The 18823-nt window shown below is 59.8% G+C and carries 15 protein-coding genes; 8 read left to right on the top strand and 7 right to left on the bottom strand.

Annotated elements, in window-relative coordinates:
- Positions 1–65: 65 nt before the first annotated feature.
- On the top strand, positions 66–1412 hold the full coding sequence (locus PKE98_RS09215) for a class II 3-deoxy-7-phosphoheptulonate synthase (RefSeq protein WP_271194987.1): 1347 nt from the start codon (positions 66–68) through the stop codon (positions 1410–1412).
- Positions 1413–1562: 150 nt separating this feature from the next.
- Here PKE98_RS09215 and PKE98_RS09210 read toward each other — a convergent pair whose 3' ends face one another.
- The gene (locus PKE98_RS09210; RefSeq protein ID WP_271194986.1) at positions 1563–2195 is read right to left on the bottom strand and encodes a TetR family transcriptional regulator; all 633 of its coding nucleotides are present in this window, start codon (positions 2193–2195) and stop codon (positions 1563–1565) included.
- A 266-nt stretch (positions 2196–2461) separates the two neighbouring features.
- Between PKE98_RS09210 and PKE98_RS09205 the strand changes: the two genes are divergently transcribed.
- The 4 genes from PKE98_RS09205 to PKE98_RS09190 all read left to right on the top strand — a co-directional run bounded on the left by PKE98_RS09205 (position 2462) and on the right by PKE98_RS09190 (position 9568).
- The gene (locus PKE98_RS09205; protein WP_271194985.1) at positions 2462–3643 is read left to right on the top strand and encodes an efflux RND transporter periplasmic adaptor subunit; all 1182 of its coding nucleotides are present in this window, start codon (positions 2462–2464) and stop codon (positions 3641–3643) included.
- A gap of 3 nt (positions 3644–3646) precedes the next feature.
- Entirely contained in the window at positions 3647–6778 is a 3132-nt protein-coding gene (locus tag PKE98_RS09200; RefSeq protein ID WP_271194984.1) for an efflux RND transporter permease subunit, read from the top strand.
- The gene (gene adeC, locus PKE98_RS09195; protein WP_271194983.1) at positions 6778–8235 is read left to right on the top strand and encodes an AdeC/AdeK/OprM family multidrug efflux complex outer membrane factor; all 1458 of its coding nucleotides are present in this window, start codon (positions 6778–6780) and stop codon (positions 8233–8235) included. The genes PKE98_RS09200 and adeC overlap by 1 nt, the downstream gene beginning before the upstream one ends.
- Positions 8236–8389: 154 nt before the next feature.
- Positions 8390–9568, top strand: a complete 1179-nt coding sequence (locus tag PKE98_RS09190; protein ID WP_271194982.1) for an O-antigen ligase family protein — start codon at positions 8390–8392, stop codon at positions 9566–9568.
- 8 nt (positions 9569–9576) lie between these two features.
- Here PKE98_RS09190 and PKE98_RS09185 read toward each other — a convergent pair whose 3' ends face one another.
- The 5 genes from PKE98_RS09185 to lpdA form a co-directional block, all read right to left on the bottom strand.
- On the bottom strand, positions 9577–10452 hold the full coding sequence (locus PKE98_RS09185) for a glycosyltransferase (RefSeq protein ID WP_271194981.1): 876 nt from the start codon (positions 10450–10452) through the stop codon (positions 9577–9579).
- Entirely contained in the window at positions 10440–11393 is a 954-nt protein-coding gene (locus PKE98_RS09180) for a glycosyltransferase (RefSeq protein WP_271195209.1), read from the bottom strand. Before PKE98_RS09180 ends, PKE98_RS09185 begins: the two co-directional genes overlap by 13 nt.
- Positions 11393–12301 (bottom strand): glycosyltransferase, encoded by a 909-nt coding sequence (locus PKE98_RS09175; RefSeq protein WP_271194980.1) that lies wholly within the window; start codon positions 12299–12301, stop codon positions 11393–11395. Before PKE98_RS09175 ends, PKE98_RS09180 begins: the two co-directional genes overlap by 1 nt.
- A 107-nt stretch (positions 12302–12408) precedes the next feature.
- Positions 12409–13473: an AI-2E family transporter gene (locus PKE98_RS09170; protein WP_271194979.1), complete on the bottom strand. Its 1065-nt coding sequence runs from the start codon at positions 13471–13473 to the stop codon at positions 12409–12411.
- Positions 13474–13699: 226 nt separating this feature from the next.
- Positions 13700–15100, bottom strand: coding sequence for a dihydrolipoyl dehydrogenase (gene lpdA, locus PKE98_RS09165; protein ID WP_271194978.1), 1401 nt, complete (start codon positions 15098–15100; stop codon positions 13700–13702).
- Positions 15101–15338: 238 nt separating this feature from the next.
- Here lpdA and PKE98_RS09160 point away from each other — a divergent pair, with 238 nt between their 5' ends.
- From PKE98_RS09160 to PKE98_RS09150, 3 genes are all read left to right on the top strand, one after another.
- Positions 15339–15875 (top strand): PaaI family thioesterase, encoded by a 537-nt coding sequence (locus PKE98_RS09160; protein WP_271194977.1) that lies wholly within the window; start codon positions 15339–15341, stop codon positions 15873–15875.
- A gap of 21 nt (positions 15876–15896) precedes the next feature.
- Positions 15897–17027 (top strand): thiolase family protein, encoded by a 1131-nt coding sequence (locus PKE98_RS09155; protein ID WP_271194976.1) that lies wholly within the window; start codon positions 15897–15899, stop codon positions 17025–17027.
- Between the two features lie 133 nt (positions 17028–17160).
- Positions 17161–17724, top strand: a complete 564-nt coding sequence (locus PKE98_RS09150; RefSeq protein ID WP_271194975.1) for a TetR/AcrR family transcriptional regulator — start codon at positions 17161–17163, stop codon at positions 17722–17724.
- A gap of 109 nt (positions 17725–17833) precedes the next feature.
- Here PKE98_RS09150 and PKE98_RS09145 read toward each other — a convergent pair whose 3' ends face one another.
- The gene (locus tag PKE98_RS09145) at positions 17834–18631 is read right to left on the bottom strand and encodes an SDR family NAD(P)-dependent oxidoreductase (protein WP_271194974.1); all 798 of its coding nucleotides are present in this window, start codon (positions 18629–18631) and stop codon (positions 17834–17836) included.
- Positions 18632–18823 lie beyond the last annotated feature (192 nt).

Here is an 18823-nt window from a genome sequence, read left to right as displayed (position 1 = left end):
CTTGTGAGCCCGGGCCGATCGGTTACCATGCCCATCCGCCTAATCTGCTTGAGCCGAGAACCTCGATGTCGCAACCATGGAGCCCCAGCAGCTGGAGAGCTAAACCCATCCAGCAGCAACCGCAGTACCCAGACGCCGCCCACCTGAGCACCGTTGAGCAAACCCTGGCCAGTTATCCGCCGCTGGTGTTTGCCGGCGAAGCGCGCGAACTGCGTCGCCAGTTTGCCGAGGTCACCCAGGGTCGTGCGTTTCTGCTGCAAGGGGGCGATTGCGCCGAGAGTTTTGCCGAATTCAGCGCCGCGAAAATTCGCGACACCTTCAAGGTGTTGCTGCAAATGGCCATTGTCATGACCTTCGCTGCCGGCAGCCCGGTCGTAAAAGTCGGGCGTATGGCCGGCCAATTCGCCAAACCGCGCTCAGCCAATGACGAAACCATCGACGGCGTTACCCTGCCCGCCTACCGCGGCGACATCGTCAACGGCATCGGCTTCGACGCCACCAGCCGCGTGCCCGACCCGGAGCGTTTGCTGCAGGCCTATCACCAGTCCACCGCCAGCCTCAACCTGCTGCGCGCCTTTGCCCAGGGCGGTTTTGCCGACCTGCACCAGGTGCACAAGTGGAACCTGGAATTTATCGAGAACTCGGCGCTCGGCGAAAAATACAACCAGCTTGCCGACCGCATCGACGAAACCCTGGCATTTATGCGCGCCTGCGGCATGGACACCTCGCCGCAACTGCGCGAAACCAGTTTCTTCACCGCCCACGAAGCACTGTTGCTGAACTACGAGCAAGCCTTTGTGCGCCGCGACAGCCTGACCGGCGGCGACTACGCCTGCTCGGCGCATATGTTGTGGATTGGCGACCGCACCCGGCAAGTCGACGGCGCCCATGTGGAATTCCTGCGCGGCGTGGGAAACCCCATCGGCGTGAAGTGCGGCCCGAGCATGAGCAGCGAAGACCTGATTCGCCTGATCGATATTCTCAACCCGGATAACGACCCGGGCCGCCTCAACCTGATCGTGCGCATGGGCGCCGACAAGGTGGAAGCCGGGCTGCCGCGTCTGCTGCGTACCGTTAAAGAAGAAGGCCGCCATGTGCTGTGGAGTTCAGACCCCATGCACGGCAACACCATCAAGGCCTCCAGCGGCTACAAGACGCGCGACTTTGCGCAGATTCTGGCCGAGGTGAAACAGTTCTTCCAGGTGCACGAAGCCGAAGGCACTTACGCCGGCGGCATTCATATCGAGATGACCGGGCAGAATGTCACCGAATGCATCGGCGGCTCGCGGCCAATTACTGAAGATGGATTGTCCGACCGCTACCACACCCATTGCGACCCACGGATGAATGCCGATCAGTCGCTGGAATTGGCGTTTTTGATTGCGGAAACGTTGAAGCAGGTTCGTCGTTAGGCTTTGTCCCAAACGACGTAATTACACTCGACACCGTCATTCCCGCGTAGGCGGGAATCCAGAATAGTGTGCCCGGCACATCACTCGTATCACCCGAGATTCTGGGTCCCCGCCTTCGCGGGGACGACGGGCGTTTTAACCCGGCCCAGGTTACACCCGCAACCCCGGGCTCAACCGCAACATATCCAGCGCCGCATCCACTATCCGCTCCGCCTCTTTACCCAGGGCCAGGCTCTTGGGCGCCAGCAGCCACTTGGCCAGTACTCCGTCGATAAACGAATGCAGACAGATCGCCGCTCGCTGGGTGTCGAGGTCGGCTGGCAACTGGTTTTTGTTGATGGCGTTACGTAACGTGAGCTCGATACGCTGGTCGCAGTCGATGCTGTTGTCTTGCATCTGCTGACGCAGGTCGTTGAGCTCTTCAGTGTATTCACATTTGTGGAACAGAATCTCGTTGATGCGCCGTACCTTGGCATCCGTCGCTGTCTGTTTCAGCACCTGCACCAGAAGCTCGCGCATGCGCCCCAAGGGGTCGGGCTCGGTGGCGCTTTCACTGGCCTTGGCCAGCTCTTCGAACGGCAAATGCGCCCGCTCAAGCATGGCTTGGAAAAGATCGCTCTTGTTACTGAAATGCCAATAGATGGCGCCTCGGGTTACCCCGGCGACATCGGCAATTCTGGCCAGCGTGGTACGCCCGACGCCATGCTCGTAAAAGGCCTTTTCGGCGGCATCGAGAATTTGGCTACGGGTTTCCTGCGCTTCTTCTTTTGTACGTCTGACCATGCAGAAACAGCCTTTGGTTAGCGACACGTAAGGGTTATGTCAGCGTCGTGTCAGTTAGGTGCAAAGCCTGAAAAAAGCTTATGTAACAGCGAGCTTTAGACATTTACAAACAACCGTGAATGTAAGTATATTTCTTAGCATCCTACCTATCCAACTTAATTTTTTTACTTTTTGATCACGCCTTGATCAGCCGCCTAACCAAAACGATTAAAAACTAACCAATCGTACCGACGCCCTTCCAAGCGCCGATCGACATGAGGCCTTTCATGCAATTCAAGCCAGCCCCCACCGCTCTGGTTACCGCCCTCGCACTGGCAACGCTGTTGCTCACCGGTTGCGAAAAAGCAGCAGAAGCGCCGCCACAACAGACCCCACAAGTGGGCGTGGTGACCTTGAAGCCGCAGGCCTATTCCCTCGTCAGCCAACTGCCAGGTCGTACTAACGCGTACCGCGTGGCTGAAGTTCGCCCGCAAGTGAATGGCATCATCCTCAAGCGTCTGTTCACCGAAGGCCGTGAGGTAAAAGCCGGCGAGCAGCTGTATCAGATCGACGCCGCCGTTTACGAAGCCACCCTGAAAAGCGCCGAAGCCACCCTGCAATCGGCCAAGTCGCTGGCCGACCGTTACAAGCAGCTGGTGGGTGAGCAAGCAGTAAGCCGCCAGGAATACGACAACGCCGTGTCCCAACGCCTGCAGGCCGAAGCGTCGCTGCAAAGCGCACAGATCAACTTGCGTTACACCAAAGTGCTGGCGCCGATTGCCGGTCGCATCGGCCGCTCTGCGGTCACTGAAGGCGCCCTGGTCAGCAACGGCCAGACCACCGCCCTGGCGACCATCCAGCAGCTGGACCCCATCTATGTCGACGTCACCCAGTCTTCGGCCCAACTGCTGAAACTGCGCCGCGAACTGGAAAGCGGTCACCTGCAGAAAGCCGGCGACAACGCCGCCAAGGTCAAGCTGGTGCTCGAAGACGGCAGCCTCTACGAGAAAGAAGGCAAGCTGGAATTCTCCGAAGTGTCGGTAGATGAAGGCACCGGTTCGGTCACCATCCGCGCGGTATTCCCCAACCCCGACCACCAACTGCTGCCCGGCATGTTCGTGCATGCCCAGCTGCAATCGGGGGTCAACGAAAACGCCATCCTCGCTCCGCAGCAAGGCGTAACCCGTGACCTGAAAGGCCAGCCTACCGCGCTGGTAGTCAACGCCGAGAACAAGGTCGAGCTGCGTCAGCTCAATGCCGAACGCACCCTGGGCACCGAATGGCTAATCAACGATGGCCTGAAAGCCGGCGACCGTGTCATCACCGAAGGCCTGCAATACGTGAAACCGGGCGTGGAAGTGAAAGTGTCCGAAGCCACCAACGTTGCCCCGGCAAATGGCGCGGCAGCAGCGCAAAAGCCAGCCAAAGCGGCTGACGACAAAGGCCAGGCTCAAGGCGAAGGGAAGTAACTCATGTCGAAATTCTTTATCGACCGCCCCATTTTCGCCTGGGTACTCGCCCTGGTGATCATGCTGGTCGGCACGCTGTCCATTCTCAAACTACCAATCAACCAGTACCCGGCAATTGCCCCGCCTGCCATCGCCATTCAGGTGACCTACCCGGGCGCCTCCGCACAGACCGTGCAAGACACCGTGGTGCAGATCATCGAGCAACAGCTCAACGGTATCGACAACCTGCGTTATGTGAGCTCGGAAAGTAACTCCGACGGCAGCATGACCATCACCGCCACCTTCAACCAGGGCACCAGCCCCGACACCGCTCAGGTGCAGGTGCAGAACAAGCTCAACCTGGCCACCCCGCTGCTGCCGCAAGAAGTGCAGCAACAGGGTATCCGCGTCACCAAGGCGGTGAAGAACTTCCTGATGGTGGTGGGTCTGGTGTCCGAAGACGGCAGCATGACCAAGGACGACCTGTCGAACTACATCGTGTCCAACATGCAGGACCCGATCTCGCGCACCGCCGGTGTGGGTGACTTCCAGGTGTTCGGTGCGCAGTACGCCATGCGTATCTGGCTCGACCCGGCCCAGCTGAACAAATTCCAGCTGACCCCGGTGGACGTGAAAACCGCCGTCGCCGCGCAAAACGTGCAAGTGTCCTCCGGCCAGCTCGGTGGCTTGCCCGCCGTCGCCGGCCAGCAGCTGAACGCCACCATCATCGGCAAGACCCGTTTCCAGAACGCAGATCAGTTCAAGAACATTCTGCTCAAGGTCAATAGCGACGGCTCGCAAGTGCGCCTGGGTGATGTCGCCAAGGTCGAGCTTGGCGGTGAAAACTACAGCATCAGCGCCCAGTTCAACGGCAAGCCGGCTTCGGGTCTGGCGATCAAGCTGGCGACCGGTGCCAACGCCCTGGATACCGCCAAAGCCATTCGCGCCACCATTTCCGACCTGGAACCGTTCTTTCCGGCCGGCATGAAAGCCGTATACCCCTACGACACCACCCCAGTGGTCACCGCTTCCATCGAAGGCGTTGTGCACACCCTGCTGGAAGCCGTAGCGCTGGTGTTCCTGGTGATGTTCCTGTTCCTGCAGAACATCCGCGCCACCATCATCACCACCATGACTGTACCGGTGGTGTTGCTGGGTACCTTCGGCATCCTTGCTGCCTCAGGTTTCACCATCAACACCCTGACCATGTTCGGCATGGTGCTGGCCATCGGCCTGTTGGTGGACGATGCCATCGTGGTGGTGGAAAACGTTGAACGGGTAATGGCCGAGGAACACTTGTCGCCCAAAGAGGCGACGAAGAAATCCATGGGTCAGATCCAGGGTGCGTTGGTCGGTATCGCCATGGTGCTTTCGGCGGTATTGCTGCCAATGGCCTTCTTCGGCGGCTCCACCGGTGTGATCTACCGTCAGTTCTCCATCACCATTGTCTCGGCCATGGGCCTGTCGGTGCTGGTTGCCCTGATCTTCACCCCGGCGTTATGCGCCACCTTGCTCAAACCGATCAAGGAAGGCGACCACGGACCGAAACGCGGCTTCTTCGGCTGGTTCAACCGCAACTTCGACCGCACAGTGAACGGCTACGAACGTGGCGTGCGCGGCATGCTGCGTAACAAGGTGCCTTACCTGCTGGGCTATGCCGTATTGCTGGTAGGCATGGTCTGGCTCTTCACTCGCATTCCAACCGCGTTCCTGCCGGAAGAAGACCAAGGCGTGCTGTTTGCTCAGGTACAAACCCCAGCGGGTTCCAGTGCCGGCCGCACCCAGGTGGTGGTCGATGAAATGCGTGCCTACTTGTTGAAAGACGAAGCGGACACCGTGAACTCGGTGTTCACCGTTACCGGCTTTAACTTCGCCGGCCGCGGTCAGAGTTCGGGTATGGCCTTCATCATGCTCAAGCCGTGGGGTGAGCGTTCCTCGGAAAACACCGTGTTTGCCCTGGCCCAGCGTGCTCAGCAGCATTTCTTCAGTTTCCGCGATGCCATGGTGTTTGCCTTTGCGCCCCCAGCGGTACTGGAACTGGGTAACGCCACCGGTTTTGACGTGTTCCTGCAAGACCGTGCCGGTATTGGCCACGACAAGCTGATGGAAGCGCGCAACCAGTTCCTCGGCATGGCCGCGCAAAGCAAAGTGCTCATGCAAGTGCGCCCCAACGGTCTCAACGATGAACCGCAGTTCCAGCTGACTATCGATGACGAACGCGCCAGCGCCTTGGGCGTCACCCTGTCGGACATCAACAACACCCTGTCGATTGCTCTGGGCGGTAGCTACGTCAACGACTTCATCGACCGTGGTCGAGTGAAGAAGGTGTATATCCAGGGCGAAGCCAAATCGCGTATGACGCCCGAAGACCTGCAGAAATGGTACGTGCGCAACGGCGAAGGCAAGATGGTGCCCTTCTCCGCCTTTGCCTCCGGCTCGTGGATCTACGGCTCGCCAAAACTGGCCCGTTACAACGGTGTAGAAGCCATGGAAATCATGGGTTCGCCAGCGGCGGGTTACTCCACCGGTGAAGCCATGGCCGAAGTCGAAGCACTGGCCAAGAAGCTGCCTGCCGGCGTGGGTATTTCCTGGACCGGTCTGTCGTACGAAGAACGCCTGTCCGGCTCGCAAGCGCCGGCACTGTACGCCATCTCGCTGCTTCTGGTGTTCCTGTGCTTGGCCGCGCTGTATGAAAGCTGGTCGATTCCGATCGCAGTCATTCTGGTGGTACCGCTGGGTATTATCGGTGCGCTCATGGCCACCAGCCTGCGTGGGCTGTCCAACGACGTGTTCTTCCAGGTGGGCCTGTTGACCACAGTGGGCTTGGCGGCGAAAAACGCCATCCTGATCGTGGAGTTCGCCAAAGAACTGCACGAACAAGGCAAGTCTCTGGTGGACGCCGCGCTGGAAGCCTGCCGCATGCGCCTGCGACCGATCATCATGACCTCCATGGCCTTTATCCTTGGCGTGGTACCGCTGGCGATTTCCACCGGTGCCGGTTCAGGCAGCCAGCACGCCATCGGTACCGGCGTAATCGGCGGCATGATCACCGCAACCGTATTGGCAATCTTCTGGGTGCCACTGTTCTTCGTCACCATCTCCTCGCTGTTCAAAGGCAAAGAGACTGAAACTCCAAGCAATGAGGCTGGCCACTGATGCGCAAGTCACTCCTGTCCCTCGCGATTGCCAGCCTGATGCTCAGTGGCTGCTCGCTGATTCCTGAATACCTGCAGCCGGCCTCGCCGGTTGCCCAGGCCTACCCGCAAGGGCCGGCCTACGGCCCGAACGAGTCGGCGCAAGTGGCCGAAGCCGAACAAGGCTGGCGCCAGTTCTTCCACGACCCCGCGCTGCAACAGCTGATTCAGACCGCGCTGGTCAACAACCGCGACCTGCGCGTGGCCGCGCTGAACCTCGACGCCTACGCCGCGCAGTACCGTATTCAGCGTTCGGAGCTGTTCCCGAAGGTCAGCGCCGATGGCACCGGTGTGCGTCAGCGCGTGCCGGGGGACCTGTCGCAAACCGGCAAGGCCACCACCAGCGGCCAGTACTCGGCCACGTTGGGTGTCAGCGCGTATGAGCTGGACCTGTTTGGCCGCGTGCGCAGCCTCAGTGAAGAAGCGTTGCAAACTTACTTCTCCAGCGAACAGGCCCGCCGCAGCACCCAGCTTAGCCTGGTGGCCAACGTTGCCAACGCCTACCTGACGCTGACTGCCGACCAGGAGCTCCTGCGGCTCACGCAGGAAACGCTGAAAACCTACGAAGACAGCCTCAAGCTGACCCAACGTAGCAACGATGTCGGTGTGGCCTCGGCCCTGGACCTCAGCCAGGCACGCACCTCGGTAGAAAGCGCGCGGGTGGCCCTGGCTCAGTACCAACGCCTGGTTGCCCAAGACCGCAACAACCTGGCCCTGCTGCTCGGCACCTCGGTGCCGGACGACCTGGTGGCCAACAAGCCGCTGGCCGATGACCTGCTGGAAGAATTGCCGGCCGGCTTGCCGTCTGAACTGCTGCAACGCCGCCCGGATATTCTCCAGGCCGAGTTTCTGCTGAAAGCGGCCAACGCCAATATCGGCGCGGCCCGTGCAGCGTTTTTCCCGACCATTAGCCTGACCGCCAATGCCGGCAGCAGCAGCGCCGACCTGTCCAACCTGTTCAAAGGCGGTTCGGGCAGTTGGTATTTTTCGCCCACCATCAGCATTCCGATCTTCAACGCCGGTGAGCTCAAAGCCAGCCTCGACTACTCGAAAATCCAGAAGGACATTCGCGTAGCCCAGTACGAGAAATCCATTCAGACCGCCTTCCAGGAAGTCTCCGATGGCCTGGCAGCACGCCAGACCTACAACCAACAGTTGCAGGCCCAGCGTGATTTCGTCACCGCCAACCAGGACTACTACCGCCTGGCCGAGCGGCGCTATCGCACCGGTATCGACAGCAACCTGACCTTTCTCGACGCCCAGCGTTCGTTGTTCAGCGCCCAGCAGGCGCTGATCACCGACCGGTTGGCGCAGCTCACCAGCGAGGTCAACCTGTACAAGGCCTTAGGTGGCGGCTGGGTGGAAAACACCGGGCAAAAAACGGCTGACCCGGCCACGCCGGGACAGTTTTCCGAGTAATAAAAAAAACCCGCCAGATCGCGGGTTTTTTTAATTCGGGATGGGTATCTGCCTAAGCGAAATTCCCTAAGAAATTTCTGCGTATTTTTCAGGTTCGCTTTTCGCGCGCAGCCCAATACTTTTGCGGCCTCCCATCCTGCGCAAAGCCACCGCCATGACCTCTCACAGTGCCCCCCCCTGTTTTCGTCACTCGCTCACCCACGTGCTGCTCAACTACTGCCTGCCCCTTGGATGGTTTGCCTTGTTGACGGGGATGTTCTGGATTGGCGAGCGCCAGTTTTATCACGCCCTTTACTACGCGACGCTAGCCGCACCAACGCTGCTTGTTCTACTGCTGCAACCACGGTGGATGGCGGAGCTGACAACGTCATGGCTAGTGCGGCTGTTTCTGCTTTTTGCCGCTTACATGCTGGTGTCGTTTGGGTGGTCCGACAGTGACCACGCCTGGCTAAGCATGGCCAAACGTCCGTTGTATATCGTGCTGGTGTTTGCCGCCGCTCTGGTTCTAGCCAACCAGCGGCCAGGTCAGCTTGCACGCACCACCGAGTGGGCGGCGCGGGCCGCAGGCCTGGCCGCTGTGTTTTCCATCGCCTATTACTACTACTTGGGAGAAGGCGGCCGCTTACACGGGTACGGTGCGCTCTACAACGCGCTGAAAAGCACCCATGTGTTTGGTTTTTTCACGGTGTATTGGTTGTGTCGCTGGTATCAGCATCCAACGCCCATGGCCTGGGGTCCTCTGGCAGCATTGGCGCCGCTCTGGCTACTGCTGCTGATGACCGGTTCGCGCACACCCCTGCTGGCGGTGACGGCGGCGCTGCTCTGGATGGCCGCGTTGCAGTGGCGGCGGCGGATTTGGCCGATCATTGCCGTGGGAGTCGCGGCGGTGTTGATTTGGCAATTTACCCAACCGGTCGATAGCCTCCTGAGCCGCGGGTTGTCGTTGCGTCCAGCGATCTGGACCGAAGCCTTACACCAACTGGACGGCCGCCTGCTCTTCGGACTTGGCTTAAACCACCCGCAGGTGTTCGCCATTGCCAACGTCGCCGAAGTATTCGCTGACACCCACAACATTCTGCTCGGTGTGCTGTTTGAAGGTGGGCTGGTGGGTCTGGTGTTATGGCTGCTGATTTTTGCGTATGCCCTTGGCTACGCCTGGCGCCAACGTGAACAACGCAACGTGGTGTTGGCTTCGGCCTTGGTGGTATTCGGCGTGGTGGCGGGGTTCACCGAAGGTAGCGGATTCTTTGCCCGCCCCAACGAATACTGGTTTCTGCTGTGGATTCCGCTGGCGTTACTGGCGGCTACCCAAGCACCAACGCACACGGCCTGACCCAGGCGTCAGCGGCGCAACAACAACCGCAGCAGACCGCGCCATGTCTTGCCGTCCCATTCATGCAGGGGCATCTCGTGCAACAGTTGCCAAGCCAAGGCCTTGTCGGTACCCGCAGCTTTTAAAAACATCGAGTGGCGAAAGCGGCGGCATACATGCGGGTAAGCCGGGTGGTCGCTGAAATGGGCATAGGTGCGCAGCACGTTTTCGAGCATAAACCGGTAATTTTTGTAAGTGTTGGTGGGGTGAACGCGGTACTGCGCCAGCACCTTTTCCAACACATCAATGCAAAAACCGATACGGGTAATTTTTAGCTGGATCAGCAAATCCTCCAGGCGGATCGCCGGATCGAAACCGCCTACGCGCTCCAATGCTTCGCGGCGGAACATCAAGGTCGGGGCCGGTGCGCCAGGTTGGCGGTGCATGAAAATATCATCGAAGGTCAGGCGTCTCGCCGGCAGCGGTCGAGCGGGCGCGAGCAGCACTCCCAGCTCATTTATTTCTTCGATATTGCCTGCGCAGATACCTACTTGTGGTTTGTCTCGCATGTAGTCCACCTGGAGCGCCAAGCGCTCAGGCAGCATGATGTCGTCGGAACCAAAGGGAACGATCAAGCTGCCTCGGGCTCTGGAAATGGCCTCGTTCAACGTGCGAGACAGGCCCTGGTTGGACTGGGTGCGAAAATCGAAGCCATGCGCTTGCTGCAACTGCTGGATGCGCCCCACGCTGTGATCCGTCGAGCCATCATCTACCACCAGCAGTTCCACGTTCGGATACGTCTGCTGCAGCACACTGAGGATGCTCTGCTCAACATAAGCTCCGTGGTTGTAACTGGCGATGATGACGCTCACCAGCGGCAGCTGCTCGCGCCCTAGAACGGCCATAACTTTCTCCAGCAATTCGACTGCGGGTTTTCTACACCTGCCGGCCAGGCCGCGCTCAGGTGCACCCCGAGTTGTTCAGCCATGACGGGGTAACTGCGCTGGGTCATGACCCATTGCTGCCCAGCAGAGGCGATGCGTGCCCGGCGCAGAGGGTCGGCGCGTAGCTGCTGAATGTGGCCCCGCAGCTCGCTCAGGCTGCTGAATAGCAGCAGGTGCTCACCGTCACGCAGCCCCAACGCACGTTCTTCATCCGGTTGGCGCCAGGCCAGCAGCAGACAACCGCACGCCATGGCTTCGAAGTTTTTTGCCATGTATTCGCCAAGCCCCACGTCTGCACTGACAAACACCTGAATTCGATTCAGCATCTGCCGGTACGCCTCGCCGGGCGATGTTCGCAGCAACTGCAGGGGTTCGCAGGCAGCCAATTGGGATAACAAGCGGTAACGTTCGGCGTATTCGACGCTGGCAACCCGGCCGATAAAACCCAGCTCGATATCGCGCGTTCGGTTTTCGGCATACAAGCAGGCCGAGTCGTAACCCTTGCCTAGAAAATGAGCATCCACGCCTTCCTGGCGCAATCGCCAAGCCAACCTGGCGCCGGTGACAATTACCCGGGGAGCAGCCAGCCCCGCATAAAAACGGCTGAACGCGCCAAAGCGGCTAGAGCTGGAGATGTAGTTCTGGCAGGCGTCTTCCTCATAGAAAACCAGCCCCTGCAAGGAACTCAGAAACGCACGCTGACGAGTAATACGGCGAAACGGCACATCCACCAGAATGCGCGCGTATTGGCCCAGGTCCACACCTGCCAAGCTGCGCTTCAGATTGCGTTGCTCAGCCTTGTCCAGAAGCCGGATATCCAGGTCCAACTGCTCGGCGAGCTTCGCGTAAAGAGTGCTCAGGTCCGGCAGCCGCTGTGCAGCGGTGATCACCAGCACCCGCATCAACGCCACCCCAGGTTCACCCGCAGCCACCGGTTCAGGTAGCACATACGCAGTGCTTGCAAAGGGCTGAGCCGCAACGCGTGACGATAGAACACTGCTGCCGCCGAACGGTCGCCATACAGCGCGGCCGCACGAAACAAGGAGAGATATCGATGCGCCTGATACCGCTGACGAAGGTGTTGGCATTCCAGCGGCAACGAGGCGAACACCTCCGCCACCAGGCGCTCAGCACATAGCACCTCCAGACCCCGCCGATGGCGCAGGCTGTCTGCGTGTTTATAGATTTTCGCCACCGCCGTCTCGGTGGTTACCACCGAGGCCGTAGCCAGGAGACAGGCGAATACCGGGATGTCTTCCCCGCTGGGTAAGCCTTGCGGATAGGGCCTACGCAGCAGCAGGTCACGGCGAAAGAGGGAACGGCTGTGGGACACGGCGATTTTCTTTTCCAGCAAATAGCGCCGCACCCGTTCGACTTTGTCGCCGGTCACCCCAGTAGGCAAACGCAACCGCTCCACACCTGCGGCATTCACCGACAGGTAAGCGCCCAGCACCATTCCAGCGTCAGGGTCAGTCAACAGTGCGTTGCGCAACGCTTGCAGGCCATTGGGGAGCAATTCGTCATCGGCGTCCAGCAGCAGCACATAACGCCCGCGCGCCGCGCGCACACCGTTGTTGCGGGCAACGGCGGCGCCGCCATTGGCCTGCGCAATAACTTGCAACGGCTGTCCAATGCGGCTCTGGTAGACGGCGAGCACCGCCAGCGTGTCATCGGTAGAACCATCGTCGACCACGACCACTTCAACGTCCGGGGCCAGTTGCGCCACTACCGAATTCAGGGCTCGGGGTAAGAGGTGACCGTAGTTGTAGGTGGGAATGACGATGCTGATCAGGGGGGCTGACTGAGACATGCGGCGAGGCCTGGGCGGAAATGTGACTATGTTCCGCAGTCCCTATTGGCGCTTCTGCCAGACGCCACGTTCACATCAGTAGGAAAATCCTCGTATCCACGGTGAAACTACGAAGGCAAACGCACCGTCTGCCTGGTGCTGGTAAAAATGCCCCAGCACGACAGGAACAACGCCGCGATCAACGGCCCGATCACAAAGCCGTTCAAGCCAAAAATCGTTAGCCCGCCGAGGGTCGACAGCAAAATCATATAGTCCGGCATCTGCGTATCACGCCCCACCAGAATTGGCCGCAGTACGTTATCGACCATACCGATCACCAACACCCCGAACAGGGTCAGCGCCACGCCCTGCCAGATGGCCCCTGTGGCCAGGAAATACACCGCCACCGGCACCCAGACAATCCCGCCGCCAACCGCCGGCAGCAACGACAGAAACGCCATCAATACCGCCCACAGCAGTGGGCTGGTGATACCCAGAAACCAGAACGCCAACCCGCCCAGCGCGCCCTGGGTGACGGCCACCAGCACATTGCCTTTTACTGTGGCGCGCACCACGCGGGTAAATCGCAATTGCAGACGACGCTTCTGCCCTTCGTTTAGAGGAATGGCCATACGGATTCGCCGTACCAACTCATGGCCGTCACGCAGAAAAAAGAACAGCAGATACAGCATGATGCCGAAGCTGATCAGAAATTCGAACGTGTTCTGCCCCAACGTGAAGGCCTGGCTTGCCACCGCCTGACTGCCTTGCATGGCGCCGGTGATGGCTTTGTCTTTGATGCCGGTAAAGCTGCCCAGGCCGAAGCGGTCCATCTGCGTCTGCACGAACGTGGGCAGGTGGCGCTTCATTTCGAACATATACGCGCCGATATCCACTTCACCGCTTTCAATGCGTTTGTACAGTTCGCCCGCTTCCTGAATCAGCAAGGCCGTGGTGAATACCACCGGCAAAATGGCAATGCACAGGCAGATCAGCAAGGTGGTCAATGCCGTCAGGTTGCGTGAGCTCTTGTGCCGCTGGGCCAGCCAACGCTGCAAGGGACTGAACAAGACCGCGAGCACGATCGCCCAGAATACCGCGCCGTAATACGGCAGCAGAATCCAGCCGAACGCCAGGGTGACCAGCACCAGAAGGCCCAGGAACAGTTTGTTTTCAAAATCGGGGTTGACCATGGAGGCTCGCGGTTTAAAGGGCTGATGAGCCTTTAGTCCGCGAGCGCAACGGCAAGTGCAGGTTTTATCGGAGCGGTAGGCCGACGGTGAAGAGGGAACAACCTTCCTTCACGCCAGCGCCTGGGGGCTGGAATGTGGAAGGTGGCGAGGTATTGAGTGCGACAGAAGAGTCTGGGTCCCAGCCTGCGCTGGGACGACCGTGTGATGGCAGGCACTTCCTCTCCCATTACGCCTGCATCGCCCAACCATCCACATTCATCGCCGCCTGGCGCAATGCTTCCGAGCGGGTCGGATGCGGATGGCAGGTGAGCGCGATATCTTCGGCCGAAGCGGAAAACTCCATCGCCACGCAGTACTCGCCAATCAACTCGCTGACGCTGGGACCGACCAGGTGCACGCCTAGCACTTCGTCCGTGCGCTCATCAGCCAGCACTTTTACAAAGCCTTCGCTCTCGTGGTTGATCTTGGCCCGGCTATTACCTGCAAACGGAAATTTGCCGACCTTGTACGCCCGCCCTTCGGCCTTCAATTGCTCCTCGGTTTTACCCACCGTGGCCACTTCCGGCTTGGTGTAGATCACGCTCGGAATCAGCGCGTAGTTCACCTCGCCCGCCTTGCCGACAATCTGTTCGATGCAGGCGATGGCTTCGTCTTCGGCCTTGTGCGCAAGCATCGGCCCGGAAGTGACGTCGCCGATAATCCAGATGCCCGGTACGCCGGAGCGGTGCTTCTGATTTTCCAGCATGCCACGTTTATCAGGCGTGATACCGACCGTTTCCAGGCCCAGCCCTTGGGTGAACGGACGACGGCCGATGGCGACCAGCACGTAATCCGCCTTAAGGCTTTCTTTTTCACCGCCCGCCGCCGGTTCTATTTCCAGCGTCACGCCTGTGTCCGTGCTCGTGGCACTGCTGACTTTGCTGCCGAGCTTGAAGTTAAACCCTTGTTTGGCCAACGAGCGTTGAAAGGTTTTACCGGTTTTCAGATCCAGCCCCGGGCAGATGCGGTCGAGGTATTCCACCACCGTCACTTCGCTGCCCAGCCGGCGCCACACTGAGCCCAGTTCCAGACCAATCACCCCAGCCCCTACCACAACCAGGTGCTTGGGCACTTCCGGCAAGGCCAAGGCGCCAGTGGAGTCGAGAATGCGCTTGTTATCTATGTTTACGCCCGGCAGCGGCGTCGGCTCGGAGCCAGTCGCAATAACAATGTCCTTGGCAGTCAGTACCTGCTCACTGCCATCCGCGGCTTTGACCACCACCCTGCCCGGCCCGTCGATACGGCCCCAGCCCTTGATCCACTCGGCTTTGTTTTTACGAAAGAGAAACTCGATACCCTTGGTCAGGGTGGTAACGCTCTCGTCTTTCTGCTTCATCATTTGCGCCAGGTTCAGGGTCGACTTGACCTCGATCCCGAGCTTGGCGAACTCGGGGCCTACCGCCGCCTCGTACAACTCCGATGCATGCAGCAGCGCTTTGGAAGGCATGCAGCCGACATTCAGACAGGTGCCGCCCAAGGTGTCGCGCCCCTCTACACACGCCACTTTCAGCCCCAATTGGCCGGCCCGAATGGCGGCGTTGTAGCCGCCAGGGCCGCCGCCGATCACCACTACGTCGTAGTTACTCATACTGTGTTCCCCCTGAGAAAAGTCCTAGCAGTAAAGACCGAATTTAAAACCTTGGCGCGATGCATCGCAGCGGCCCTGGCCACAACGCTGTTTAGGCATACGCATGGCACTTATGCCCCTGAGCTTGGCGCTTATATTACACCCTTCATATTGTTTGTATGTCGAGTGTAATTTAGTCTGTAAGCGTGATGCCAATGCGGCTTGATCCATTTAAATAAACACGTGTCGAGAGGTCGTTATGAGCATGTCCCGCGAAGAGAAAATCCAGGCCTGGCTGGCGGCTGCCCAGGATATGCAGGCCCGCATGGCAGAGCCCGGCACCCTGAGTTTGAAGGAGGTGGCCGGCATGAGCCCGCAGGAGTTCTTCGATGGCATCGGCAGCGGCCAATTGCCCTCGCCGCCCATCAACGGGCCGATGGCACTGGTGCCAATGGAGTGGTCCAGCGGCCATTTCATTTTTCAGGGCTCGCCGAGCGCCATGCACTACAACCCGCTAGGCAGCGTGCACGGTGGCTACATCGCCACGATGCTGGACTCGGCGATGGGCTGCGCCATTCACACCATGCTCAGCAAAGGCCAGGGCTACACCACCACCGACCTGCGTATCAGTTATGTGCGCGCAGTGACTACGGCGGTCGGCCCGCTGCGCGCCGAGGGCCGGATCATCCACGTCGGCCGTTCCACAGCGCTTGCCGAAGGCCGCCTGTACGACGTGGACGACAAGCTCTACACCACTGGCTCCACTACTTGTCTGATCATGAACATGCACGGCTGAGCCCGCGCCAGGAGAACTACCATGCAAAACATCGTTATCGCCGGCTACGCCCGCTCGCCGTTTCACTTCGCCCGCAAAGGCGACCTGATCAACGTGCGCCCCGACGACCTCGCCGCCCAGGTGGTCAAAGAACTGGTCGGCCGCCTGGACATCGACCCACGGGAAATCGAAGACCTGATCATGGGCTGCGCCTACCCCGAAGCCGAGCAAGGCATGAATATCGCGCGTATCACCAGTTTCCTTGCCGGCCTGCCCGACACATTGGGCGGCGCCACAGTCAATCGCTTTTGCGGCTCGTCCATGACCGGTGTGCACTTTGCCGCTGGGCAGATTCTGCTCGGCGCCGGTGAAGCGTTTATCTGCGCCGGGGTCGAGTCCATGACCCGCGTGCCCATGGGCGGCTTCAATATTTCGCCCAACCCCACGCTGCTGCAGAGCTATCCGCAGGCGTATATGTCCATGGGCCAGACCGCCGAAAACGTCGCCAACCTGTACGGCATCAGCCGCGAAGAACAAGAGCTGATGGCCGTGGACTCCCACGCCAAGGCCGCCAAGGCCCGTGAGCTGGGTTATTTCAACGACGAGATCGTCTCCATCGCCACGCCCGAAGGCCTGGTCAGTGAAGACGGCTGCATTCGTCCTGGCACCAACGCCGAAGCCCTGTCCACGCTGAAACCGGCTTTTGGCGGCAGCGTGACTGCTGGCACCGCCTCGCCACTCACCGATGGCGCGGCTGCCGTATTCGTCTGCACCGAAGCCTTCGCCAAGCGCTGGAACCTGGATGTACTGGCTCGCGTACGCGCCGTATCGGTAGCCGGTTGCCCCGCAGAAATCATGGGCATGGGCCCGCTGCACGCCACCAACAAGCTGCTTAAACGTGAAGGCCTGACCATCAACGATATCGACCTGGTGGAAATCAACGAAGCGTTCTCCAGCCAGTCGATTGCCTGCGTGCGTGAACTGGGGCTGGACATGGCCAAGGTAAACATCGACGGCGGTGCGCTCGCCATGGGCCACCCGCTGGGCGCTACCGGCGCGCGCATTACCGGCAAGGCAGCGTCATTGCTCAAACGCACCGGCGGCCGGTTTGCCATTGCTACCCAGTGCATAGCCGGTGGCCAGGGTGTGGCGACGTTGCTCGAAGCGGTTTGATCGACCCCTGTAAAAGCCGCCTTAGCCGCGATGCGCTTGAGTGCAAAAGCATCGCGGCTAAAGCCGCTCCTACAGATGCGCCGTCTAGGTTTAGAATGACGGCCAGCATTTCACGTCATCGGAGGTTGTTGCCGTGCGTTATTCAGAAGATCACAAGGCGCAAACCCATCAACGCATCATCGACGAAGCGTCCGAGCGATTCCGCCGCGACGGCGTCGGTGTCACCGGCCTGCAGCCGCTGATGAAAGCCCTGGGGCTGACCCATGGAGGCTTCTATGCGCATTTCAAATCCAAGGATGACCTGGTCGAACAGGCGCTGAGCGCTGCCGTGGAAAAACTCGCCGTGTCGGTCGACCAGACCTTTGCCGGCGACGACCCCCTGCAAACCTTTATCCGCCACTACCTCAGCGCCACCCACCGTGCCAACCCAGGCATGGGCTGCCCGATGCCGACGTTGTGCTCGGAACTCGGCCAGCGCGGCCAACCCAGCCCTACCACCGACCGCATGGTGGAAAGCCGCGTGAGCAAAATGGCGGAACACCTCCAAGGGCCGGACGCCGAGCAGCAAAGCATCGCCATGCTCTCGACCCTGGTCGGCGCGTTGATGCTGTCGCGTAGCGTGACCGATCCGGAGCTGTCCGACCGCATCTTGAAAGGCGCCCGGCAGCAGTTACTTAAGCAGGTTGAAGGCGACTGATCGGAGTCTTTTGGTGCGCGCACCTATAGAAATAGGTGCACCCGTAGCGTGTGCGGCGATTTTCACCCAATGAAAAGCCCGTCAGTTGACGGGCTTTTTTACACGACGATCAGACTTTGTAACGCGCTGCCGCCGAACTGTGCGAAAGATTCGGCCCCAGCTTCTGCCGCGCCGCAACAAAACCGGCCCAGTCAGCCGCATCCGGCAACGACGGAATAGTCACCAGCTCACCCTGATCAAAACCGGCCAAGGCCGCATCCACCATCTCGCCGGCGTCCATCACCATCGCCGCCGGAATGCCATTGGCATCGATACCGGCACGCTCCCAGATTTCGGTACGGGTTACGCCCGGCAACACGGCCTGCACCTGCACGCCGAACTTGCCCAGCTCGCTGCTGAGCGATTGCGTCAGGCTCAGCACATACGCCTTGGTGGCGCTGTAGGTGGCATTGAACATTTCCGGCGCCAGAGCGACCACCGAGGCCAGGTTGATGATGGCGCCACCGCCGGCAGTGGCAAAGTTAGCGCCGGCTGCGGCCGCCAGGTGAGTGACAGCCGCAATGTTGAGCTCGAGCATGCTATCGATGGCGTCACTGTCGGCATCGATCAGCGGCCCATCCATCGCTACCCCGGCGTTGTTCACCAGCACGCTGATATGCACATCACCGCGCAAACGCTGCGCCACGGCTTTGATATCGGCTTTCTGGGTGAGGTCGGCCTTGAGCACTTCCACTTTTACGCCGTAATCGGCGCTCAGGCTGGCCGCCAGTTTTTCCAGGCGCTGTTGGTCACGCGCTACCAGCAGCAAGTCATAGCCTCGACGCGCCAAGCGTTCGGCATACACCGCGCCAATGCCCGAAGACGCGCCTGTTACCAGCGCCGTGCCCTTTTCGTTCAGTTGAGTCATCGCATTTCTCCATCGCGTTTTGCAGATCAAATGGCAGCTTTTTCTGCCGGTTGGCGTTGTGTGCAGCCAAGGCTAGACGGGATTAGATTACGGTCATAATTTTAAAAGTCTATATGAAAGGCAACATTTAACTATCGATGCGCAAAAAATCGGTTAACAGCAACAAAATTGCACTTAACCAGCATTATTATT

Source organism: Pseudomonas turukhanskensis, from assembly GCF_027922365.1.
GTDB lineage: Bacteria > Pseudomonadota > Gammaproteobacteria > Pseudomonadales > Pseudomonadaceae > Aquipseudomonas > Aquipseudomonas turukhanskensis.
The sequence above is the reverse complement of the archived record's forward strand: the minus strand, read 5'-3'. Positions and strand labels throughout refer to the sequence as shown.